The 22,441-nt window shown below is 60.2% G+C and carries 19 protein-coding genes and 2 tRNA genes; 4 read left to right on the top strand and 17 right to left on the bottom strand.

Going from position 1 to position 22,441, the window contains the following annotated elements; translation table 11 throughout:
* Window positions 1-233: 233 nt before the first annotated feature.
* Both UF78_RS04050 and UF78_RS04045 read left to right on the top strand, forming a co-directional pair.
* Window positions 234-599 (top strand): VOC family protein, encoded by a 366-nt coding sequence (locus tag UF78_RS04050; protein ID WP_045160756.1) that lies wholly within the window; start codon window positions 234-236, stop codon window positions 597-599.
* A gap of 60 nt (window positions 600-659) precedes the next feature.
* Complete coding sequence (locus tag UF78_RS04045) at window positions 660-1,361, top strand: helix-turn-helix transcriptional regulator (RefSeq protein ID WP_045160755.1); 702 nt, start codon at window positions 660-662, stop codon at window positions 1,359-1,361.
* Window position 1,362: 1 nt separating this feature from the next.
* Here the strand turns inward: UF78_RS04045 and dnaB are convergent, their stop codons facing one another.
* The 8 genes from dnaB to rnr form a co-directional block, all read right to left on the bottom strand.
* Window positions 1,363-2,757, bottom strand: coding sequence for a replicative DNA helicase (dnaB, locus tag UF78_RS04040; protein ID WP_045160754.1), 1,395 nt, complete (start codon window positions 2,755-2,757; stop codon window positions 1,363-1,365).
* A gap of 160 nt (window positions 2,758-2,917) precedes the next feature.
* Window positions 2,918-3,364 carry a 50S ribosomal protein L9 gene (gene rplI, locus UF78_RS04035; RefSeq protein ID WP_045160753.1) on the bottom strand — a complete coding sequence of 149 codons (447 nt, stop codon included), beginning with the start codon at window positions 3,362-3,364 and terminating at the stop codon, window positions 2,918-2,920.
* 20 nt (window positions 3,365-3,384) lie between these two features.
* Window positions 3,385-4,278, bottom strand: a complete 894-nt coding sequence (locus UF78_RS04030) for a hypothetical protein (RefSeq protein WP_045160752.1) — start codon at window positions 4,276-4,278, stop codon at window positions 3,385-3,387.
* A gap of 34 nt (window positions 4,279-4,312) precedes the next feature.
* Window positions 4,313-4,543, bottom strand: coding sequence for a 30S ribosomal protein S18 (gene rpsR, locus UF78_RS04025; RefSeq protein WP_019340128.1), 231 nt, complete (start codon window positions 4,541-4,543; stop codon window positions 4,313-4,315).
* 28 nt (window positions 4,544-4,571) lie between these two features.
* Window positions 4,572-4,994 (bottom strand): 30S ribosomal protein S6, encoded by a 423-nt coding sequence (gene rpsF / locus UF78_RS04020; protein ID WP_045160751.1) that lies wholly within the window; start codon window positions 4,992-4,994, stop codon window positions 4,572-4,574.
* A 179-nt stretch (window positions 4,995-5,173) separates the two neighbouring features.
* Window positions 5,174-7,348, bottom strand: coding sequence for a PAS domain-containing protein (locus UF78_RS04015; protein ID WP_045160750.1), 2,175 nt, complete (start codon window positions 7,346-7,348; stop codon window positions 5,174-5,176).
* Between the two features lie 195 nt (window positions 7,349-7,543).
* Window positions 7,544-8,293, bottom strand: a complete 750-nt coding sequence (gene rlmB, locus UF78_RS04010; protein WP_045160749.1) for a 23S rRNA (guanosine(2251)-2'-O)-methyltransferase RlmB — start codon at window positions 8,291-8,293, stop codon at window positions 7,544-7,546.
* Window positions 8,290-10,815 (bottom strand): ribonuclease R, encoded by a 2,526-nt coding sequence (gene rnr, locus UF78_RS04005; protein ID WP_045160748.1) that lies wholly within the window; start codon window positions 10,813-10,815, stop codon window positions 8,290-8,292. Before rnr ends, rlmB begins: the two co-directional genes overlap by 4 nt.
* A 204-nt stretch (window positions 10,816-11,019) precedes the next feature.
* Here rnr and UF78_RS04000 point away from each other — a divergent pair.
* Window positions 11,020-11,106, top strand: a tRNA-Leu gene (locus tag UF78_RS04000).
* A gap of 105 nt (window positions 11,107-11,211) precedes the next feature.
* Window positions 11,212-11,298, top strand: a tRNA-Leu gene (locus UF78_RS03995).
* Window positions 11,299-11,437: 139 nt separating this feature from the next.
* Here the strand turns inward: UF78_RS03995 and UF78_RS03990 are convergent.
* The 9 genes from UF78_RS03990 to UF78_RS03950 form a co-directional block, all read right to left on the bottom strand.
* Window positions 11,438-12,733 (bottom strand): adenylosuccinate synthase, encoded by a 1,296-nt coding sequence (locus UF78_RS03990; protein WP_045160747.1) that lies wholly within the window; start codon window positions 12,731-12,733, stop codon window positions 11,438-11,440.
* A gap of 84 nt (window positions 12,734-12,817) precedes the next feature.
* A complete protein-coding gene (locus UF78_RS03985; RefSeq protein WP_045160746.1) occupies window positions 12,818-14,005 on the bottom strand; it encodes an ATP phosphoribosyltransferase regulatory subunit in 1,188 nt (395 codons plus the stop codon).
* A 278-nt stretch (window positions 14,006-14,283) separates the two neighbouring features.
* Window positions 14,284-15,156 (bottom strand): protease modulator HflC, encoded by an 873-nt coding sequence (gene hflC / locus UF78_RS03980; RefSeq protein WP_045160745.1) that lies wholly within the window; start codon window positions 15,154-15,156, stop codon window positions 14,284-14,286.
* Window positions 15,156-16,337: an FtsH protease activity modulator HflK gene (gene hflK, locus UF78_RS03975; RefSeq protein WP_045160744.1), complete on the bottom strand. Its 1,182-nt coding sequence runs from the start codon at window positions 16,335-16,337 to the stop codon at window positions 15,156-15,158. The genes hflC and hflK overlap by 1 nt, the downstream gene beginning before the upstream one ends.
* Before the next feature lie 98 nt (window positions 16,338-16,435).
* Entirely contained in the window at window positions 16,436-17,737 is a 1,302-nt protein-coding gene (hflX, locus tag UF78_RS03970) for a ribosome rescue GTPase HflX (protein WP_045160743.1), read from the bottom strand.
* A 12-nt stretch (window positions 17,738-17,749) separates the two neighbouring features.
* Complete coding sequence (gene hfq / locus UF78_RS03965; RefSeq protein ID WP_021206763.1) at window positions 17,750-18,004, bottom strand: RNA chaperone Hfq; 255 nt, start codon at window positions 18,002-18,004, stop codon at window positions 17,750-17,752.
* Window positions 18,005-18,094: 90 nt separating this feature from the next.
* Window positions 18,095-19,066, bottom strand: coding sequence for a tRNA (adenosine(37)-N6)-dimethylallyltransferase MiaA (gene miaA, locus UF78_RS03960; protein ID WP_045160741.1), 972 nt, complete (start codon window positions 19,064-19,066; stop codon window positions 18,095-18,097).
* Window positions 19,067-19,139: 73 nt separating this feature from the next.
* On the bottom strand, window positions 19,140-21,017 hold the full coding sequence (mutL, locus tag UF78_RS03955; protein ID WP_045160740.1) for a DNA mismatch repair endonuclease MutL: 1,878 nt from the start codon (window positions 21,015-21,017) through the stop codon (window positions 19,140-19,142).
* The gene (locus UF78_RS03950; protein ID WP_230623571.1) at window positions 21,014-22,441 is read right to left on the bottom strand and encodes an N-acetylmuramoyl-L-alanine amidase; all 1,428 of its coding nucleotides are present in this window, start codon (window positions 22,439-22,441) and stop codon (window positions 21,014-21,016) included. Before UF78_RS03950 ends, mutL begins: the two co-directional genes overlap by 4 nt.

Here is a 22,441-nt window from a genome sequence, read left to right as displayed (position 1 = left end):
ACGTCTGGCGATCAACAACACTTACCGGGCGCCACGAAACGGCTCACTCAGCAGTGTGCTGTTAAGCCGACCTAAGCGCACCAACCTTCCAGCACGCACTAGCCGCCAGACGAAGCCCGCCGAGGCTACTGACAGTAAGCTGTCAGTAGCCCTGACTTAGAGTGGTCTACGCAGGCCAAAGCACGCCATCCACGGCACTCGCCTGCTGACATTGCCATTCCAAGGAGAGAGAGATGAATGCAATCAACTGGTTCGAACTGTTCGTCAGTGACTTCGAGCGCGCCCGTCGGTTCTATGAGCAGGCCCTGGCAACCTCGCTGGAGACAATGGAGGGCATGGGCGGACGCATGGCCCTGTTTCCCCACGGCCCGGACAACGGCGTCGGTGGGTGCCTGAGCCTCGCGCCTGAACAGCAAAGCGGTATCGGCGGCACTCGGATCTATCTGAATGTCGAAGGGCAACTGGCTGACGTGGTGAACCGAGTACCGGCGGCCGGGGGCGTGATCATTCAGGGCAAGATGTCCATCGCTCCCCATGGTTACATCGCTGTGATAAAAGACAGCGAAGGCAACGAAGTAGGCTTGCACAGCATGTCCTGACCCGCCACCCGGGCGGGCGAGCAATCGCTCGCCCGATCATCGCGACCGCCAAGGAAGAGCATGAGACGCGCCGACCGCCTGTTCCAGATCGTCCAGTTCCTGCGCAGCCGTCGCCTGACCACGGCGCAGTGGCTGGCCGAGCGCCTGCAGGTCTCGGTGCGCACCATCTACCGCGACATTCAGGATCTGTCACTCTCCGGAGTGCCGCTGGAGGGCGAAGCTGGGGTCGGTTATGTGCTGCGCCAGCCCATGGATCTGCCGCCGCTGATGTTCGAACGTGAAGAGATCGAAGCGCTAGTGGTCGGTGCGCGCATGGTCAACGCCTGGGCTGACCCCGACCTGCAGCGGGCCGCTGAGTCGGCACTGGCGAAAATCCACGGTGTGCTACCCGCTGCCCTGCGTGAAGAGCTCAATGGCAACCGCCTATTCGCCCCGGAGGTGAACGTCTATCCGGTGCATTGGCTCGGTCAGCTGCGCCAGGCGATCCGTCAACGACGCAAGCTGCAACTGAGCTACCGCGACGAAAGCGGGCAAGCCAGCCTGCGGCGTATCTGGCCGCTGGGCCTGTTCTTCTGGGGGCAGACCTGGACGCTGTGTAGCTGGTGCGAGTTGCGCAATGACTTTCGCAACTTCCGCATAGACCGGGTGGACAGCCTGGACGACCTCGACGAGACCTACCATCCGGCCCCTGGGCAGCGACTGGAGGACTATCTCGCCCCGTATCTGTGTGGCGAGGCCATGACACCGGTCTACAGATCCTGAATCATTCGTCGTCGAACTGATAACTGCCAGGTGCCAGGTTCTCGAAGCGCGAGTACTTGCCGAGGAATGCCAGGCGTGTCGTGCCGATTGGACCGTTCCGCTGTTTGCCGATGATGATTTCGGCGACGCCCTTGTATTCGGTTTCCGGGTGATAGACCTCATCCCGATAGACGAACATGATGATGTCGGCGTCCTGCTCGATGGCTCCGGATTCACGGAGGTCGGAGTTGACCGGACGCTTGTTGGGTCGCTGCTCAAGCGAGCGGTTGAGCTGCGACAGCGCGATCACCGGGCAATTGAACTCCTTCGCCAGACCTTTCAGCGAGCGAGAAATCTCGGAAATCTCGTTGGTCCGGTTGTCGCCGCTGGAACCAGGGATCTGCATCAGCTGCAGGTAGTCGACCATGATCATGCCGATCTCCCCGTGCTCGCGTGCCAGACGCCGCGTTCGGGCGCGCATTTCCGACGGGCTGATGCCGGCGGTATCGTCGATGAACAGCTTGCGGTCGTTGAGCAGGTTGACCGCCGAGGTCAACCGCGGCCAGTCGTCGTCGCTGAGTTTGCCGGTCCGCACCTTGGTCTGGTCGATACGGCCCAGCGAGGCCAGCATACGAATCACGATGGAATCGGCTGGCATTTCCAGCGAAAACACCAGAATCGCCTTATCGGAACGCAGCACGGCGTTTTCCACCAGGTTCATCGCGAAGGTCGTCTTACCCATCGAGGGGCGACCAGCAACGATGATCAGGTCAGCTGCTTGCAAGCCACTGGTGGCCTCGTCCAGGTCGGTGAAGCCGGTCGATAGGCCGGTAATCGCCTCACCGGCATTGAACAGCGAGTCGATCCGGTCGATCGCCTTGACCAGGATGTCGTTGATGCCCATCGGCCCACCCGTCTTGGGGCGCGCTTCGGCGATCTGAAAGATCAGTCGCTCGGCTTCGTCGAGGATCTCTTCACCGGTACGGCCCTGCGGCGCATAGGCGCTGTCGGCGATCTCGTTGCTGATGCCGATCAGTTGGCGCAGCGTTGCGCGTTCGCGGATGATCTGCGCGTACGCCTTGATGTTCGCCACGGACGGGGTGTTTTTCGCCAGCTCACCGAGATAGGCGAGCCCGCCCACCTGAGGCAGATGACCTTCCTTGTCCAGCTGTTCGGACAGCGTTACCACATCGAATGGCGAGTTGCGCTCGGCCAGGGTGAAAATGGCGCGAAAGATGAGCCGATGGTCATGGCGATAGAAATCGCCATCGGAGACCTGGTCGAGCACACGCTCCCAGGCATTATTGTCCAGCATCAGGCCGCCAAGAACGGCCTGTTCGGCCTCGATGGAATGCGGCGGCACCTTGAGTGCGGCGGTTTCCAGATCGTACTGTTGGGGGACGCTGATGTCGTTCATGGCACTCGGTATTCTCGGGGCCTGTCATCGTCTCAGTGCGGCTCGACGAAACGGCAACAGACTTCTTATGTTCAGAAAAGACAAAGGGCACGTTCCACTCGCGTGGAAACGTGCCCGATGTTACGCGTCAGGCACCAGGGGTGCCAGACGCAGGCCGGTCTCAGCCAGCCACCACGATCAGCTTCACGGTCGCTTCGACGTCGGTGTGCAGATGCACGGCTACGTCGTACTCACCAACCTGACGGATGGTGCCGTTTGGCAAGCGGATTTCGCTCTTGGCCACTTCAACGCCAGAAGCGGTCAGCGCATCGGCGATGTCGTGAGTACCGATGGACCCGAACAGCTTGCCCTCATCGCCCGCGGTAGCGGTGATGGTGACTTCCAATTCGGACAGCTGAGCAGCGCGAGTTTCGGCAGAGGCCTTACGCTCAGCAGCCGCTTTTTCCAGCTCGGCACGACGAGCTTCGAACTCGGCGATGTTAGCCGCGGTAGCGGCAGTAGCCTTGCGCTGCGGCAGCAGGTAGTTGCGACCGTAACCAGACTTGACGTTTACCTTGTCGCCCAGGTTGCCCAGGTTTGCGACTTTTTCCAGCAGGATGACTTCCATTTGAGTCTTACCTCTTTAACTTAACCTTCACCGTTCGCAGGTCCCGCATCGTCATCACGAGATGCCCGACCGCGAAAATCAAACAAGCTGTCGACAATGGCCAAGATGGCCAGTAACGGATAAATCAATTGCATGAACAGCACCAGCGTGACGTAAAGCCCCACCAGCCAGAACCGTGACATCCGGCTCTTCGCCACCAGCCCGTGCACCAGCGCAATACCGGCAAACACCAGCGGAACACTGCACAGCGGGGCCAGCATCGCCATCTGCACACCGAGACTCGGTCCAAGCAACATGCCCGCGAGGAGCACCATTGCCGGCGCTGGCGAAAAACGCAGCGTCCGAAACTCGAGACCGAAGCCACCTGGGTTGTACAGCAGCGCCTGCCAATACCGTCCCAGCATCAAACTGAGCAGCGTAGTGATCTGCAGCAGCGCCGCCAACAAGCCGGTTAGAACCGGTGTCAGCAAAGCCCCCAAACGCGCCTGCTCTTCCACCGAAAGTTGCTGATAGGCGTCCGACAGCATGTCGGGCAACATTTTCTGCAACTCGGCAGCGAGCGCCGCGATCGGCTCGCCAAAAACCACTCCAAGCGCCCAGGCATACAACAACCCGAGCCCTACGCTACACAGCATCACACGGGGCCAGGAGCGCTGGCTGCGCAACAGCAGCGCTAACCCGAACGATCCCAGCAATACCAGCAACGTGCGCGGATCGCCGAAGTACCACCAGACCAGTGCGGGCAATACAGCCCAGACCAATACGCCCAGCGCGTCATTCAGCCCGCGGCGCAACAACACCAGGCTTCCTGCAGCAGCACACAGCCAGAACAACATCGGCAGCGCCGCAGAGCCAGCCACTACAACAATCGCCTGCATGCGGCCGCGCATGATGAAGTCAGCCAGGGCGCGCATGCGATTTATCCTTTACGTCTGCCGAACAGTTCGATCAACGGCCGTGGCTGTCGGTGTAGGGCAGCAGGGCCAGGAAGCGGGCGCGCTTGATAGCGGTAGCCAGCTGGCGCTGATAGCGTGCTTTGGTTCCGGTGATACGGCTAGGAACGATCTTGCCGGTTTCGGAAATGTAGGCCTTCAGCGTGTTGAGATCCTTGTAGTCGATCTCTTTCACGTTTTCTGCAGTGAAACGGCAGAACTTACGACGACGGAAAAAACGTGCCATGAAATAGGCTCCTCAATAGGTCCGTGGATTACTCGTCAGCGTTGTTGTCGCTGCTGTCGCTGTCACTGTCGTTATCGTTGACAGAGTCAGATTCAGGGCGATCACGACGCTCACGGCGCTCGCTACGGTTTTCCTCGGCCTTCAGCATCTCGGACTGTTCAGTCTCGGCTTCATCGCGACGAATGACCAGGTTACGGATGACGGCGTCGTTGTAGCGGAAGTTGTCTTCCAGCTCAGCCAGTGCCTTGCCGCTGCACTCAACGTTCAGCATCACGTAATGAGCCTTGTGCACGTTGTTGATGGCGTAAGCCAGCTGACGACGACCCCAGTCTTCCAGCCGATGGATCTTGCCACCGTCCTCTTCGATCAGCTTGGTGTAACGCTCCACCATGCCGCCAACCTGCTCGCTCTGGTCGGGGTGGACCAGAAAGATGATTTCGTAATGACGCATTGTTGCTCCTTACGGGTTGCAGCCTGCCGCACAACACGGGTCAGGCAAGGAGTGAATGAGTATGTTGTCTTGCCTGCCAGAGAGGCGCGCAAACACCTGCCATCCGGGCAAGGGGCGCAATTCTAGAGAAGCCCGGCCCACCACGCAAGGCGCTTTGGTGATTATTTAACCAGCCCTCCTCAGCCGTGCCCCGCGGCGGACCGCTCGGCCCGAATGCTTTCGAGCAAGGTCCTGACCTGATGAATGTCGTAAGGCTTGAGCATGGTGCGCAGATCTTCCAGACCTTCGTCTCGGGCATTGATGGCATAACCGGAAGCGATGACCACGCTCAGCGCCGCATCCTGCGACTTGGCCTGACGCACCAGTTCAATGCCACTCATACCCGCCAGCCCGACATCCGTCAGGAGAACATCGAAACGACGCTGCCCCAGCATCTCCAGTGCAGCCTCCGCCGACTCGCAGAGGCTGACTTCGTGTCCGAGCTCCTCGATCACTTCGCCGGTCAACATCCGCAACGTCGGATCGTCTTCTACGAAGAGAATACTCAAGCCATCGGACGCCTTCGGCGTCACCTCGACCGCACTGACACTTGTCGCGATCGCTGGCTCCGGATTGCCGGCAATCGACGGCCCGGGAGTCTCTTGTGCACCCTCAGCAGCGGTGGCCGGCAGATAAACCCGGACGGACGTGCCACGGCCTTCTTCGCTCTCCAACACGACGAAGCCACCGCTCTGTCTGACAAAGCCATAAACCATGCTCAAGCCGAGACCAGAACCATTGGCATCCTTGCGGGTCGTGAAAAACGGCTCGAATGCCCGCTCCAGGACCTCCGGACGCATCCCTTCACCCTCGTCGATGACGCTTAGCTCCACGTAGGGACCCGCAGCGGCATCCGGTTGCGCCGCCAACTGCTCAGTGTTCAGCGAGCGGTTGCACAGACGCACATGCAACGCACCGCCATCTGCCATCGCGTCGCGCGAATTGACCGCAAGGTTGAGAATCGCGGCCTGCAGGTTGCCCACGTCGACAAAAACCGGCCACAGATCCGGCTGGACGTCGACATTCACCCGGACAGCCCGCCCCAGCGCGCCGTCCAGCAACTCGCTCATCTGCCCCAGCAGATCTCCCAGATCGACCGACTGCGGCTGAAGCGGTTGCCGGCTGGCGAACGCAAGCAACTGTGATGCCAGTCGTGCACCTTTTTCCACGCCACCGACCGCCGACTCCAGACGTCGCTGCGCGGTCTCGTCGGCACCTAGGTTACGGCGCAGCAATTGGAGGTTGCCACCAATGATCTGCAGCATGTTATTGAAGTCGTGGGCAATGCCACCGGTCAGCTTACCCACCGCCTCGAGCTTCTGCGATTGGATCAGCGCAGCCTCCGCCACTCGCCGCTCGGATTCGCTATGCATCAGCTCGCGCGTCCGGTCGCGAACCAGCTCCTCGAGATGTTCGCGATGCTCCTGCAGTTCCCGCTGACTGCGCTGCTGCTCGGTCACGTCGCTGCCCTGGACAAAAATGCCCGAGACCTGCCCATCACGCTCGATGATCGGCTGGAAGACGAAATCGACGAATACCTCTTCAGGTGCCGTGTCGGGTTGGCGCTGTAGCAGCGCCCGCATACTTCTGCCGATGAAGGGCTCGCCGGACCGATAAACCTGATCCAGCAGATCGATGAACGCCTGCCCTCGGAGCTCGGGCAAGGCATCGACCACCCTTTTCCCAATGAGCTCGCGGTGACCTGTCAGCTGTTGATAAGCCTCGTTGACCAACTCGAACACGTGCCCCGGACCGCGCAGAAAACAGACGAAACCCGGCGCCTGAGCGAACAACTGGCGCAGCTGTGTGCCTTCAGCCTGTATCGACTTGGCGCGCGACATGATTGCGGCCTCGATCTGCTGCAAGGGCTGGCCTCTTAGTTCAGTCGAACGCAGCGATGCCTTCAGCGACTGCAACTCAGTGATATCCACGGTGTGCTGCAGAATAGCGCTCACTTCGCCCTGTTCATCGAACAGCGGTGTATGAGTCGCGCTCCAGTAACGGTCCTCGTAGGACGCCCCGCGATCGGAGCTCACCGCGATCGAGTAGCGGATGACCGGCAGCGTATCCAGAGCCTTGTTGCGCAGCACCCGGGCAAAGGAGTCCAGTAGTTGTTCGACGTGAGTGGTTTCAGGCGCCTGCGGATCAGCGGCGAACGCGTCGTCTATGCGCCGCCCGACGATGTCTTCGAGCGTCCGCGCCGTAAGCCTCAGGTATGCCTCGTTGGCATCCAGGATGACGAGCTCCCGATCAAGCAGCAGATAGGCGTTCGGAGAAGACCTGAACAATGCCTCGAAAGGCGGGCGTTGCGGCATACAACCTCCATGATGCGAGCCTGTCGCCGGCCGCGATCAAACGCTGGTGCCCGTGACCCAGGCCCCAACCAAACATTAACTCAGAGACCGCCAGTCAGCCTCAGAACAGGTAATTGACCGCACAAGGAACAATCCGTTTCGAGAGGAGCGGCTTTCAAGAGCGGATCGGCGCAGGAAGGGCGCCGTCACTGGTCCTCAGCGAGTCGCCGAACGACGCTGGCGCAGCGCTTCGAACAAGCAGACGCCAGTGGCGACAGAGACATTGAGGCTACTGACGCTCCCAGCCATTGGCAGCCGGACCAGGAAATCACAGTGTTCACGGGTCAGGCGCCGCATGCCCTTTCCTTCGGCACCCATCACCAGAACGATGGGGCCACTGAGATCCTGATCGTAGACTTCCTGCTCGGCTTCGCCGGCCGTACCCACGACCCACAAGCCGCGCTGCTGCAGTTTCTCCAGCGTTCGGGCGAGGTTGGTGACTGCAACCAGTGGAATAACCTCCGCCGCTCCGCAGGCAACTTTGCGCACCGTGGCGTTCAAGGTGGCGGACTTGTCCTTGGGAACGATTACAGCCAGCGCACCGGCCGCATCGGCCGTCCGCAGGCAGGCCCCCAGATTGTGGGGATCGGTGACACCATCGAGCACGAGCAGCAGCGGCGCGCGCTCCGTCCGATCCAGCAACTCTTCAAGCATCGCATCGCCCCACACCTGACTGGGGCTGACGTCGGCGATCACCCCCTGGTGCACACCTTCGACCCAGGCATCCATCTCGCGACGCTCGCATTGACCGACACGCACCTTGAACTGTGCGGCCAATTGGACTAACGCCTGCACTCGCGGATCGTCACGCCCCTCAGCCAGCCAGATCTGCTTGACCCGCTTCGGATGATGACGCAGCAAGGCCTCTACGGCATGCAGGCCGTAGATTTTTTCCAGATCGCTCATGACTTGGCCTTACGCTTGCGCGGTGCGCCGCCATCCGGCTTGGAGGAGGGCTTGCCCGACGTCTTGGGCTTCGCTGAACTGCGCTTGGGCTTGCTCTTCGCCGTACCACTCTTGGCATCTGACAATAATGCCTTCTTCACTTCGCGACTTTTGCGTACATCGGCACTGACCGGCTCACGCCCTTTCGAAGTTTCGGCGCTTTTTTTGCTGCGAGTATCTTTACGGGCGCCGCGGTTATCCGCCGAGCCGGATTCGCGACTCCCGGTCTTGCTGCCGCCACTGATCAACTCGAAGTCGATCTTGCGCTCGTCTAGATCGACGCGCATTACCCGCACCTCGACGCTATCGCCGAGACGGAAGCTTCGGCCACTGCGCTCACCGGAGAGACGATGGTGCAGCGGATCGAAGTGATAGTAATCGCCAGGCATGGCAGTTACGTGCACCAGGCCTTCGACATAGATATCGGTCAACTCGACGAACAGGCCGAACCCGGTTACCGCCGTGATCACACCAGGAAAGCTTTCGCCAACCCGATCCTTCATGAACTCGCACTTGAGCCAGTTCACCACGTCACGAGTTGCCTCGTCGGCGCGGCGCTCGGTCATCGAGCACTGCTCACCCAACTGTTCCAGCGCCGCCTCGTCGTACGGATAGATGCGGGCCTTGGGCATGCTGGTCGCCCCCTCGCGCCGCACATGTGAGGTGTCGCGGCGTGACCGAATCACACTGCGGATCGCGCGATGGATCAGCAGATCCGGATAGCGGCGGATCGGCGAAGTGAAATGCGCATAGGCGTCGTAGTTCAGACCGAAATGACCATTGTTGTCCGGACTGTAGACAGCCTGGCTGAGCGACCGCAGCATCACCGTCTGGATCACATGGAAATCGGGACGCCCCTGAATGCGCTCCAACAACGCCTGATAGTCTTTGGGCGTCGGCCCTTCCTTACCCTTGTGCAAGCTCAGTCCCAGTTCACCTAGGAAGGCCCGTAGTTTCTCCTGGCGCTCCAGTGGCGGGCCATCATGAACGCGATATAAGCCTGGAATATCGTGATCCTGAAGGAAGCGTGCTGTGGCCACGTTGGCGCATAGCATGCATTCCTCGATCAGCTTGTGAGCATCGTTGCGTTCGGTAGGTTTGATCGCCGCAATCTTACGTTCGGCACCGAACACGATCCGCGTTTCCTGGGTTTCGAAGTCGATCGCACCGCGTGTGTGACGCGCCTTGAGCAATACCTTGTACAGCGCATACAGTTGCTTGAGGTGCGGCAGTACTTCGCCGTACTCACCGATCAGACGCTTGCCCTCCGCCGAAGTCGGCTGTTCCAGCATGCTGCTGACCTTGTTGTAGGTCAGTCGGGCGTGGGAGTGGATGACCGCTTCGTAAAACTGATAGTCGGTCATCTTCCCCGATTTGCTCAGGGTGATTTCGCAGACCATGGCCAACCGATCGACGTGAGGATTCAGCGAGCAGAGCCCGTTGGACAGCTCTTCGGGCAGCATCGGCACCACCCGCTCGGGGAAGTACACAGAGGTGCCACGCACTTCGGCTTCCTGATCGAGCGCGGAGCCCACCTTCACATAGTGCGACACGTCGGCGATGGCGACATACAGGCGGAACCCACCGGAAAACAGTTTCCAGCCGCTGAGTTTTTCGCAGTAGACGGCGTCGTCGAAGTCACGCGCATCCTCGCCGTCAATGGTGACGAACGGCAGGTGGCGCAGGTCCACGCGTTTCTGCTTGTCCTTTTCCTCGACTTCCGGTTTGAGTTTGGCCGCTTCGCGCTTTACGGCGTCCGGCCAGATATGCGGAATGTCGAAGCTACGCAAGGCGACGTCGATTTCCATGCCCGGCGCCATGTAGTTGCCGATCACTTCGACCACATCGCCCTGCGGCTGGAAGCGCTGAGTTGGCCAATGCGTGATCTTGATTTCGACGAACTGACCCGGCTTGGCTTCCATGGAGCGGCCAGGCGTCACCAGAACTTCCTGCTGAATCTTGGGGTTATCAGCCATGACGAAGCCGATGCCGCTCTCTTCCTGATAACGACCTACGATCGTCTCGTGAGCACGGCTGATGACCTCGACGATGGCGCCTTCGCGGCGGCCACGACGATCGAGCCCGGCAACTCGCGCCAGGCAGCGATCGCCATCGAAGACCAGACGCATCTGCGCTGGACTCAGAAACAGATCATCACTGCCATCGTCGGGAATCAAAAAACCGAAGCCGTCACGATGACCGCTGACGCGGCCACAAACCAGGTCCAGCTTATCCACCGGGGCATAGGTGCCACGCCGGGTATAGATCAGCTGCCCGTCTCGCTCCATCGCACGCAAACGGCGGCGTAGAGCCTCGATATCATCTTCGGAGGATAATCCGAACTCTTCCACCAGTTCCTCACGCGCCGCTGGCGAGCCGCGCTCACTCAGGTGCTGGAGAATCAGCTCGCGACTTGGAATGGGGTTTTCGTACTTTTCCGCTTCACGTGCGGCCTCGGGGTCGAGGGATTGCCAATCGGACATTAAGAGATGTCACCTTTCATTCATTTATAGAGGCAGAACGCCCTATATCTATTGAAGCGCGAAACGCATGCCGGCGGCACGTTTCGAGCGAATTATTTTTCCTGTGCGGGGCTTTACAAGGCATAACCTCGCCCGTATAGTTCGCGCCCACAATGTCTGGTAGACGTTGTAACACGGAAACGATGAAGTATCATCGTTTGCAGTGCCCAGGTGGCGGAATTGGTAGACGCACTAGGTTCAGGTCCTAGCGGTGGCAACACCGTGGAAGTTCGAGTCTTCTCCTGGGCACCATTTATTTGATGAAATTCTTGCGTTTCGCAAGCATCTCATAGACACGAGGCTGTCGACCTCGACCAGCAACCGACAAACAAAGTCGATAAGCAATTGTCGCAATGTGCCCAGGTGGCGGAATTGGTAGACGCACTAGGTTCAGGTCCTAGCGATGGCAACATCGTGGAAGTTCGAGTCTTCTCCTGGGCACCACTCTTCAGAAAAACCGAGCCACTGGCTCGGTTTTTTCGTTTCTGCCTGTCAATCGCTCAACCTTCCATAGCGAGCCTCAGGCCGGGCGCCAACCTAACGAAAAAGGCCGCCCGAAGGCGGCCTCCTCTGCTGTAGTCGATCAGGCGTATGGGTGGCGCAGCACAATCGTCTCGTTACGATCCGGACCGGTCGAAATGATATCGATCGGCGCCTCGACCAGCTCTTCTATACGTTTGATATAAGCACGAGCATTGGCCGGCAGCTCTTCCAGCGACTTCAAGCCAACCGTGGATTCAGACCAGCCCGGCAGCTCTTCATAGACTGGCTGCAGGCCTTGGTAGCTATCCGCATCAGTCGGCGCATCCACCAGCAGTTCACCGTTGCGATCCTTGTATGCGACGCAGATCCGAATGGTTTCCAACCCATCGAGCACATCTAGCTTGGTCAAGCAGATGCCCGACACACTGTTGATCTCGATGGCACGACGCAGGATCACCGCGTCAAACCAGCCGCAACGCCGTGCACGCCCGGTCGTAGAGCCGAACTCGTGACCACGCTCCGCCAGACGCGCTCCCACGTCATCGAACAGCTCAGTCGGAAACGGACCGGAGCCGACACGGGTCGTGTAGGCCTTGGTAATGCCGAGCACGTAGTCCAGGTACAGCGGACCGAAGCCAGAGCCTGTCGAGGTTCCACCGGCCGTGGTGCTGGAGCTGGTCACGTACGGATAGGTACCGTGGTCGATGTCGAGCAACGAACCCTGGGCGCCCTCGAACATGATACGCGCGCCCTGTTTGCGCAGCTCATGCAGACGAGCCGACACGTCGGTCATCATCGGCTTGAGTATTTCGGCGTAGCCCAGTGCCTCATCCAGCGTCTTCTGGAAATCGACGGGCTCGACCTTGTAGAAGTTCTGCAGGATGAAGTTGTGATATTCGAGCAGCTCACGCAGCTTCACTGCAAAGCGCTCGGGGTTGAATAGATCACCGATACGCAACCCGCGACGAGCCACCTTGTCCTCGTACGCAGGACCGATGCCACGGCCCGTGGTGCCGATCTTGCCTTCGGAACGCGAGGCTTCGCGCGCCTGATCCAGCGCCACGTGATACGGCAGGATCAGCGTACAGGCAGGACTGATACGCAGACGCTCACGCACCGGTACGCCCTTTTCTTCCAGCTTGGTAATCTCACGCATCAACGCATCCGGCGCGACGACCACACCGTTGCCGATCAGACATTGAACGTTTTCACGCAAGATGCCCGAAGGAATAAGATGCAAAACGGTTTTTTCACCATCGATGACCAGGGTATGACCGGCATTGTGGCCGCCCTGGAAACGAACCACGGCTGCTGCCTGGTCGGTCAGCAGATCGACGATCTTGCCCTTGCCCTCATCACCCCACTGGGTGCCCAGGACCACGACATTCTTACCCATAAACCTTGTCCTCTTGGCGAAGCATGCCGGTTACGACCGGCGAAAAAATCTGGAAACCTACCTGGCGCATTTGCGCAGCCCACATCAGCGAGCCAGCGGCGTTATCGTCCAGGAACCTTCTTGCAACAGTAGCTGCCGGTCGCAACCAACGCTTATGGCCGCGCCACCCTGCTGACCGTCGAGGGCCTGCACCACGCGCTCACCCTGCTCGCGCAGACGGCAGATCGTCTGCCATAACGCAGGGTCGGCGCTGTGGGGTGCCCATATACCCACGACGGGAGTCATGAGCTCGGCGTTACCTAGACTGACCAAGGTCTTCAAATCCGTCGAAAAGCCAGTCGCAGGACGTGCCCGCCCGAAGTCCGCGCCAATATCATCATAACGACCGCCCTGAGCGATCGACTGTCCGACACCCGGTACGAACACCGCAAACACCACTCCGGTGTGATAGTGATAGCCCCGAAGCTCACCCAGATCGAAATACAGCGGGAGAGCCGGATACCGCAACGCAAGCTGGTCGGCGATCTGAACGAGACCCTCGAGCGCTTCGCGCACCACGGCTGGCGCACCAGCCAGAGCAGCACGCGCAGCATCCAATGTCTCACGCCCGCCACAGAGTCGCGCAAGCGCGCGCAGCATGCTCGCGAGCGCCGGCTCTACATCGGCCGTCAGCGCCGCGATCTCGTCCATCGCCTTGCGCTGTAGCGCATCGAACAGGCGCTGCTCGACATCCCCAGACAAGCCCGCCGCACGCGCCAGCCCGCGATAGATGCCTACGTGCCCCAGGTCCATATGCACATCAGGCACATCGGCGAGCCCAAGGGTTTCCAGCATCAAGCTGATCACCTCGAGATCACTGGAGGTGCTGCTGTCACCGTAAAGCTCGGCGCCCAGCTGGATCGGGCTACGGGAAGTAGCGAGCGCTTGCGGCTTGGCATGCAGCACGCTGCCGGCGTAGCACAGGCGGCTGGGACCTTCGCGGCGCAAAGTGTGCGCATCCACACGCGCCACCTGCGGTGTGATGTCGGCGCGCAAACCCATTTGTCGGCCCGACAACGGATCGATGACCTTGAACGTCTTGAGATCAAGATCCTGCCCCGCGCCGGTAAGCAGTGACTCGAGAAACTCCACATGTGGAGTGATGACCAACTCGTAGCCCCAGCGCTGGAACAGATCCAGCACGCGACGTCGCGCGGTTTCGATACGCGCCGCCTCGGGCGGCAGCACCTCTTCGATGCCATCTGGCAGGAGCCAGCGGTCTACCGTTGCCATTTCGCCAATCACCTCTCGATACGGCAAGCCTAGTCAAGCAGACGAACACCGGGGCTACAGCCTGAGCCGCCCATCGGTCGCGTGCGATTGTGTTCGAACCATGGCGACAGCGCCACGCCCCGCAAGGGGATTAGCATGGTTAACCATGCAAGGGTCCGTCTGCTTTCCACTGGGGCGCAGACGCAAAAAAGCCGGGTTCTCCCCGGCTCGCGGATCATAACAATGTTTCGCCAACGGGTCACCCGGTGGACGATATCGTCCTACCGGGGACCTCAGGATCACTGGGCCGTCGAGGATTCCAGGTAGCGGAAAAAATCACTCTGTGGATCCAGTACCAGCACGTCTTCCTTGTTGGCGAAGCTTTCGCGATAGGCCTGCAGACTGCGATGGAAGGAGTAGAACTCCCGATCCTGGCCATACGCCGCGGCATAAATGGCTGCCGCCTGCGCATCACCATCACCGCGCAGCTCCTCGGCCTCGCGGAACGCCTCGGCCAGCAGAACGCGACGCTGACGATCAGCATCAGCGCGAATGCCTTCAGCCAGCTCCTTACCTTTGGCCCGATGCTCGCGCGCTTCACGCTCACGCTCGGAGCTCATGCGCTCGAACACGCTGCGATTCACTTCGCGAGGAAGATCGATGCCCTTGACGCGAACATCCACCACTTCGATACCAAGCTCTTGCTGAGCCGCACGATTCAAGCTGTTGGTCACCAGACTCATCAGCTCATCGCGCTGCCCCGACACCGACTCGTGCAGGGTTCGCTTACCGAACTGGTCTCGCAACGCAGCCTCTAGTCGCCGCGCCAGTCGCTCATCGGCGATCTGCTTCATACCGGACGTTGCGGTATAGAAGCGCTCGGCATCATCCACACGCCACTTGGCGTAGGAGTCGACCATCAACGCTTTCTTTTCCAGCGTCAGGAAGCGCGCCGTACTGGTATCGAGGGTCATCAGGCGCGCGTCGAACTTGCGCACGCTGTTCACGTACGGGATCTTCAAGTGCAGCCCTGGCTTAACATCGGGCTCGACGATACGACCGAAGCGCAACATCACCGCACGCTCAGTTTGGGAGACGATGTAAAAGCTGTTCCACAGCACGATCGCCAGCACCACACCCACAATCAGGGCGGTCAGGGATTTATTGCTCATTAGCGGACCTCCCTTGTACGCACTTCACGCGGATCCAGCTCCGGAGGCAGTCGTGTGGTTTGAGTCGAAGCGCCCGAAGAGGATGTCGCAGCAGAACGCTCGGAAGAAGCGCCACGGCTGTTGATCATCTTATCCAGCGGCAGATAGAGCAGATTGTTCTGGCCCTTCTCACCAGTTACGAGAACCTTGCTGGTATTGCTCATGAGCTCTTGCATGGTTTCCAAGTAGAGGCGTTCACGCGTGACGTCCGGGGCCTTGCGGTATTCGGCAACCAGTTTGGAGAAGCGATCCGCCTCACCCTGAGCACGTGAGATCACCGCATCGCGGTAGCCACTGGCCTCTTCCAGCATGCGCTGAGCCTGGCCGCGCGCTTCAGGGATGACGCCGTTGGCATAGGACTCGGCCTGATTCTTCTCGCGCTGCTCGTCTTCACGCGCACGGATCACATCATCGAATGCTTCCTGCACTTCACGCGGTGCCGCCGCGCTTTGGAGGTTGACCTGCGTGACGATGATGCCGGTGCCGTAGTTATCGAGGAAGCGCTGCAGGCGTTCCTTCACCTCACCCGCCATGGCCTCACGACCCTCGGTCAGCACCTGATCCATGGCCGTCGAGCCCACCACGTGGCGCACGGCACTGTCGGTCGCATGCTGCAAAGAGGCCTCCGGATCTTCAACGTTGAGCACAAAGGCCTGCAGGTCGCTGATCTTGTACTGCACAGTCAGTGGCACTTCGATGATGTTCTCATCTTCGGTGAGCATCTGCCCCTGCTTGCTGTAGGAGCGCTCACGGGTGACATTGGCCTGGAACTTACGATCGAACGGCGGGAAATAGATGTTCAAACCCGGCCCTACGGTTTCGTGATACTTACCGAAGCGCAATACCACAGCTTGCTCCTGCTCATCGACGATATAGATCGCGTTGAACAGCCAGACGGCGAGCAGCAGCACCAGACCGACCCAGACCAGCCCGAACCCGCCACGCCGCCCGGCACCGCCACCTGAGGAACCGCCGCTACGCTTCTTGCCACCGAACATGCCATTGAGGCTGTCCTGTAATTTACGGAAAGCTTCATCCAGGTCCGGCGGACCTTTCTGATCGCCACCGCCGCGACGACCACCGCCACCGCTACCCCAGGGATCCTGGTTGTTCGAGTTGCCACCCGGCTCATTCCAAGCCATAGCGCTCTCCATTCAAATAAAGCTAAAGACGCGCCAAACGGCACGCCCGCCAATGCTACCGAAAGCCCGGAACGAACGGCTCAAAAGCCCCCCGAGCTTTATTGCAAAGTGTGTTGTTCGAAGAACTGCTCCACCTCGAGGCCTGCTCGGCTTATCAGGCGGTGCAGCTCGACTCGCTGTAGTCGTACGTCAAGCAGGCTGCCACCCTCGTCGTCATGGGACTCGGACTGCACCGCTCCCAAGTCGAACAATTGCGCTCGCAGCCGCCCAAGGCGCTGCGGAAGTCGAAGCGTGCCCACGAATAAATCATTGCCGAGCAATTCGGCGACGGCTTGCTTCAGCAGATCGAGGCCCAGCCCCTTCTGTGCCGACACCCAGACCCGCTGCGGCACACCGTCAGCGTTGCGTTGGATCTGCGGCTCGATACCTTCCAGCAGATCCACCTTGTTGTAGACCTCCAAAATCGGCAGCTCATTTGCGCCGATCTCGGTCAGCACCGCCAGCACCTGCTCGATCTGCTGATCGCGCTCGGGCTCATGCGCATCGATGACATGCAGCAGCAGATCAGCATTGCTCGACTCTTCGAGTGTGGCCCGGAAGGATTCGACCAGTTTGTGCGGCAGGTGGCGAATGAAGCCCACCGTATCGGCAAGCACTACCGGCCCCAGGTCGCCCAGCTCCAGACGACGCAAGGTCGGATCGAGCGTGGCGAACAACTGGTCGGCAGCGTAGACGTCGGATTCGGTCAACGCATTGAACAACGTAGACTTGCCGGCGTTGGTATAGCCCACCAGGGATATCAGCGGAATATCCGCACGGCGGCGCCCCCGGCGAGCCTGCTCACGCTGGCCACGTACCTTTTCCAGGCGCTGTTTGATCTGACGGATACGCACGCGCAACAGGCGACGGTCTGTTTCCAACTGGGTCTCGCCCGGGCCACGCAGACCGATACCACCCTTCTGCCGTTCAAGGTGAGTCCAGCCACGTACCAGGCGCGTGCTCATATGTTCCAGCTGAGCCAACTCGACCTGCAGCTTACCTTCGTGCGTCCGTGCACGCTGGGCAAAGATATCCAGAATCAAACCGGTTCGATCGAGCACGCGGCACTCGAGCGCACGTTCGAGATTGCGCTCCTGACTGGGTGTCAGAATGTGATTAAAGATGACCAACTCGACCTCGCCATCCTTGACGAGATCGTGCAACTCCTCGACCTTGCCGCTACCGATCAAAAACTTGGCGGAAGGTTGATGCCTGGCCACATTGACGAAACCGACAGTTTCGGCGCCCGCTGAGCGTGCCAGCTCCCGAAACTCCTGAGGGTCTTCACGCGCCGCTGGATCCTGACCATCCAGATGAACCAGGATAGCCCGCTCACCACCATCGGGACGTTCGAAGAACAATGAAGGCCCCCTTTAGTCGTTACCCGACTCTGACTGCTCCGCATCGCCGGCTGCAGGCAGGCGCACCGGACGGCCAGGAACGACGGTCGAGATAGCGTGCTTGTAGACCATCTGACTAACGGTGTTCTTCAAGAGGATAACGAATTGGTCGAATGACTCGATCTGACCCTGGAGCTTGATGCCGTTGACCAGGTAGATGGAAACCGGAACGCGTTCCTTACGCAAAGTGTTCAGGTAAGGGTCTTGTAGCGAATGCCCTTTTGACATGTGCCGCACTCCTTAAAGGATCTTTTCATTAATTTTTAGAATCAAACACGGCCGATCAGTGATTTGAGAATAGCCGGTCGAATTGCAGTGTCAGCTCAATATGGTGAGCGTCTTCAAGTATTTCAATGCTCGCGGCAGATTGTCGCAGGCCGAACTTTCCAACCAGTGAACCCCCTCCCACCCCCGCAACCAAGTCAATTGACGCTTAGCCAGTTGCCGGGTGGCGATGACGCCGCGCTGAACCATTTCCTCTCGCGAATAGGCACCGTCCAGATAACTCCAGACCTGACGATAGCCTACGGCGCGCATGGAAGGCAGTTCGGGATGCAGATCGCCACGCCTACGAAGGGTTTCGACCTCCTCGACAAAGCCCTGTTCAACCATCGCCACGAAGCGTTGTTCGATACGCTCGTGCAAGACCTGTCGCTGCGCGGGCGCAACGGACAACTGCGCGACAGTATAAGGCAAGACGCAGCCGTCTGGCGTGCCTGCTCCAGCTTTTTGCAACCTTTGTCGGGCACGGTGCTCACTCATGTTGATACCGCTGACTCGGTAGACCTCAAGCGCCCTGATCAGACGCTGAGGGTCGTTGGGATGAATCCGCGCCGCAGACTCCGGGTCGACTTCTGCCAACTGCCGATGAAGCGCCGCCAGCCCCTCGGCCTCCGCCTGCGCTTCCAGCTCGGCGCGCACCGATGCGTCGGCAGCGGGCATATCGGCGAGGCCTTCGCTCAACGCCTTGAAATACAGCATGGTGCCGCCAACCAGCAGCGGGATACGCCCTGCCGCGGTACTTTCCGCCATCGCGGCCAGTGCGTCACCGACAAAATCGGCCGCCGAGTAGCTCTGCGCCGGATCACGAATGTCGATCAACCGGTGGGGAAACGCCTGCAGCAGCTCTGTCGAGGGCTTGGCGGTGCCGATATCCATGCCCCTATATACCAGCGCCGAATCCACACTGATCAGATCACAGGGCAACTGTCTAGCAAGCTCCATTGCGAGATCGGTCTTGCCTGCGGCAGTGGGACCCATGAGGAAAATGGCGGGAGGCAGTTGGGACATCGAGAGCTCGAGAGGAAGGTGATTTGGCTACGCAACGCGCAACCGATGTAACCGCGAGGCTGGCGAATAGAACTTACCGCCCCCTGAGGAACAGCTTGTCCAGCTCACTCATACCCATCTGGGTCCAAGTCGGGCGACCATGATTGCACTGACCGCTGCGCTCGGTCTGCTCCATATCGCGCAACAGACCATTCATCTCCGGCAGGGTAAGGCGCCGGTTGGCTCGAACCGCCCCGTGGCAGGCCATGGTGCCCAGCAACTCGTTGAGATGCGCCTGAATGCGGTCACTGGTGCCGTATTCCAGCAGATCAGCGAGCACATCCTGAACCAGTCGCGTCGCTTCGGCTTGCTTGAGCAACGAAGGGATCTGGCGAATCGCCAGGCTTTCCGGCCCCAGTCGCTGCAGCTCGAAACCGAGCATCTTAAACCAGTGAGCGTGCTCCTCGGCACAGTCAGCCTCTCGCTGGGCAACTGCGATCGACTCGGGCACCAATAATGGTTGCCCTCGCAAACCCTCACTGGCCATCGCGGTTTTCAGCCGCTCATACATGATCCGCTCGTGAGCGGCGTGCATATCCACCAGCACCAGCCCCTGCGCATTCTCCGCCAGAATGTAGATGCCCTTGAGCTGGGCCAGCGCATAGCCCAACGGCGGAATATCGTGCTGACTCTCCGGCAACGCCGCCGGACCGACTTCGGCCAGTGGCGAAAAGAACTCCCGATAGGCGCCCTGAGCTTCGGCAACATTCCCCACCGGCATTGGCCGGGGTGTCTGATAGCCGGCACCGGCCCCTCGCCAAGCTGGCTGTTCGCCCTGCGGCTGCTCGAGCACGCTGGCGGCGAGACTCATCTCGTTCTGCCCGGCGAATTCCCCGGCGGCCAGACCGCTGACCTGGGCGACCGGCGCAGCGCTGGTCGGCGCAGCGAGCTGATCTTCCGGACGCACATCACCGAGCGCGCGGTGCAAAGTGCCGTACAGGAAGTCGTGCACCATGCGGTTATCGCGGAAACGCACCTCGTGTTTAGTCGGGTGGACATTGACATCCACCACCGCCGGATCGACATCGAGAAACAGCACGAAGGTTGGATGACGACCATTGAACAACACGTCGCGGTACGCCTGCCGCACGGCATGGGCGACCAGCTTGTCACGGACCATGCGTCCGTTGACGTAGAAATACTGCAGATCCGCCTGGCTGCGCGAAAATGTCGGCAAACCGACCCAGCCCCAAAGATGCAAGCCGTTGCGCTCGATTTCCACGGGCAGCGCCTGCTCGAGAAAGGCTGGACCGCACACCGACGCCACACGCCGTGCCCGCGATGCGGCATCGCAGGCCTGATGCAGCGCAAGCACCACCTTGCCGTTGTGGCGCAAATGGAAGGCCACGTCGAAGCGCGCCAAAGCCAGTCGCTTGATCACTTCCTGCAAATGGTCGAACTCGGTCTTCTCGGTGCGCAGGAACTTGCGGCGGGCCGGCGTATTGAAGAACAGGTCGCGCACTTCGACGGACGTACCAACCGGATGCGCCGCTGGCTGGACACGAGCTTCCATGTCGCGACCTTCGGTTTCGACCTGCCAGGCCTCGGCGGCGTCAGCGGTACGTGACGTGAGCGTCAAACGCGACACCGAACTGATCGACGCCAGCGCCTCGCCCCGGAAGCCCAGGCTCATCACCCGCTCCAAGTCTTCAAGATCGCGAATCTTGCTGGTCGCATGCCGGGCCAGCGCCAGCGGCAAGTCGTCGGCGGGAATCCCACAGCCATCGTCACGCACGCGAAGCAATTTCACCCCGCCTTGTTCGACATCCACCTCGATACGTGAGGCACCCGAATCGAGGCTGTTTTCCAGCAGCTCCTTGATAACCGAAGCGGGTCGCTCAACCACTTCCCCCGCCGCAATCTGATTCGCCAGCCGTGGATTGAGCAGCTGGATACGCGCCGCCTCGGTCATGGCTGGGCCGCCAGGGTGGTGGCAGGAATCGTCAGAGTCTGACCGATTTTGATCACGTCGCTCTTCAGGCTGTTGGCACTGCGCAGCGCCGACAGGCTGATCTGATAGCGCTCGGCAAGCAGCGCCAGGCTTTCACCGGAGCGAACCACGTGTTCGCGAGGCGCACTGGCGATCTTGCCTGAGTCCCGCATCCAGGCGATGTAGGTTCCGGGGGGCGGGTTTTCCTGGAAGAACTGCCGCACACCACTGCGAATCGAGCGTGCCAGCGATTGTTGATGGGCGGAGGTTTGCAGTTTGCGCGCTTCGGACGGGTTGGAGATGAAGCCGGTTTCCACCAGGATTGAAGGAATGTCCGGAGATTTCAGCACCATGAATCCAGCCTGCTCCACTCGGCTTTTGTGCAACGGCGTGATACGTCCCATATTGCTCAAGACCTTTTGCCCAATGTTGAGGCTGGATGAGAGCGAGGCGGTCATCGATAGATCCAGCAGCACGCCAGCGAGCATCTGATCCTTGTCTCCCAAGCTGACATTGCCGGCGCCGCCAATCAGATCCGAACGGTTTTCGCTGTCAGCTAGCCAACGTGCGGTTTCCGAGGTAGCGCCTCGATCCGACAGGGCGAACACCGAGGCACCATAGGCGGACGAACGAGGCGCCGCATCGGCGTGTATCGAGACGAACAGATCCGCGCCCTTCTTGCGGGCAATCTCGGTGCGTTTGCGCAGCGGAATGAAGTAGTCCCCCGTGCGTACCAGTTCGGCGCGGAAGCCCTTTTCGGCGTTGATCTGGCGTTGCAACTCCTTGGAAATCTGCAGCACCACGTTCTTCTCGTAGATCTTACCCGGGCCGATCGCCCCTGGATCCTCGCCGCCATGGCCGGCATCGATAGCGATCACGATGTCACGCTTGCTGCTTGGCAGCGACGGCAAACTGAGCGACGGCAAGGTTGGTGATACGGGCGCGGCGGGTGTGCTCGGCGTGGTCGTCGCCGGCACGTCTGCGGTTGCGGACGGGTCGGCGCCCTCATCGTACAGATCGACTACGAGCCGATGACCGTACTGCTGATTCGGGGTCAGGGTAAAACTCTTGGGCGTCACCTGAGCAGAGAGGTCGATAACCACCCGCAACGTATCGGCATCGTACTTGGCCGCACGCAGCCCGGAGATGGGCGTTTTTTCCAGTGGCAACTGCTCGAACGGCTTGGGCAGATTACCGCCATCGACGTCGATCACAATGCGATCCGGCGCCGTCAGGGTGAACACGCTGTGCTTTACCGGACCGGAGAGATCGAATACCAGACGCGTATTATCCGGCGCCCGCCACAAACGCACGCTCTGCACGTCGGAAGCAGCCAGGGCCTGCACGGCCGCGAGCATCAATGCCAAACCACTTACCAGCGCGCGCATGCGCATACCCAACCCCAT

Source organism: Stutzerimonas stutzeri (genome assembly GCF_000952685.1).
Lineage (GTDB): Bacteria > Pseudomonadota > Gammaproteobacteria > Pseudomonadales > Pseudomonadaceae > Stutzerimonas > Stutzerimonas stutzeri_E.
This window is presented reverse-complemented; position numbering and strand designations above follow the sequence as displayed.

What these genes read in the sequence shown, in the direction of transcription:
- UF78_RS04050 (WP_045160756.1), top strand. Translation starts at nt 234, where the DNA reads ATGAATGCAATCAACTGGTTCGAACTGTTCGTCAGTGACTTCGAGCGC.
- UF78_RS04045 (WP_045160755.1), top strand. Translation starts at nt 660, where the DNA reads ATGAGACGCGCCGACCGCCTGTTCCAGATCGTCCAGTTCCTGCGCAGC.
- dnaB (WP_045160754.1), bottom strand. Translation starts at nt 2,757, where the DNA reads ATGAACGACATCAGCGTCCCCCAACAGTACGATCTGGAAACCGCCGCA.
- rplI (WP_045160753.1), bottom strand. Translation starts at nt 3,364, where the DNA reads ATGGAAGTCATCCTGCTGGAAAAAGTCGCAAACCTGGGCAACCTGGGC.
- UF78_RS04030 (WP_045160752.1), bottom strand. Translation starts at nt 4,278, where the DNA reads ATGCGCGCCCTGGCTGACTTCATCATGCGCGGCCGCATGCAGGCGATT.
- rpsR (WP_019340128.1), bottom strand. Translation starts at nt 4,543, where the DNA reads ATGGCACGTTTTTTCCGTCGTCGTAAGTTCTGCCGTTTCACTGCAGAA.
- rpsF (WP_045160751.1), bottom strand. Translation starts at nt 4,994, where the DNA reads ATGCGTCATTACGAAATCATCTTTCTGGTCCACCCCGACCAGAGCGAG.
- UF78_RS04015 (WP_045160750.1), bottom strand. Translation starts at nt 7,348, where the DNA reads ATGCCGCAACGCCCGCCTTTCGAGGCATTGTTCAGGTCTTCTCCGAAC.
- rlmB (WP_045160749.1), bottom strand. Translation starts at nt 8,293, where the DNA reads ATGAGCGATCTGGAAAAAATCTACGGCCTGCATGCCGTAGAGGCCTTG.
- rnr (WP_045160748.1), bottom strand. Translation starts at nt 10,815, where the DNA reads ATGTCCGATTGGCAATCCCTCGACCCCGAGGCCGCACGTGAAGCGGAA.
- UF78_RS03990 (WP_045160747.1), bottom strand. Translation starts at nt 12,733, where the DNA reads ATGGGTAAGAATGTCGTGGTCCTGGGCACCCAGTGGGGTGATGAGGGC.
- UF78_RS03985 (WP_045160746.1), bottom strand. Translation starts at nt 14,005, where the DNA reads ATGGCAACGGTAGACCGCTGGCTCCTGCCAGATGGCATCGAAGAGGTG.
- hflC (WP_045160745.1), bottom strand. Translation starts at nt 15,156, where the DNA reads ATGAGCAATAAATCCCTGACCGCCCTGATTGTGGGTGTGGTGCTGGCG.
- hflK (WP_045160744.1), bottom strand. Translation starts at nt 16,337, where the DNA reads ATGGCTTGGAATGAGCCGGGTGGCAACTCGAACAACCAGGATCCCTGG.
- hfq (WP_021206763.1), bottom strand. Translation starts at nt 18,004, where the DNA reads ATGTCAAAAGGGCATTCGCTACAAGACCCTTACCTGAACACTTTGCGT.
- miaA (WP_045160741.1), bottom strand. Translation starts at nt 19,066, where the DNA reads ATGTCCCAACTGCCTCCCGCCATTTTCCTCATGGGTCCCACTGCCGCA.
- mutL (WP_045160740.1), bottom strand. Translation starts at nt 21,017, where the DNA reads ATGACCGAGGCGGCGCGTATCCAGCTGCTCAATCCACGGCTGGCGAAT.
- UF78_RS03950 (WP_230623571.1), bottom strand. Translation starts at nt 22,441, where the DNA reads ATGGGGTTGGGTATGCGCATGCGCGCGCTGGTAAGTGGTTTGGCATTG.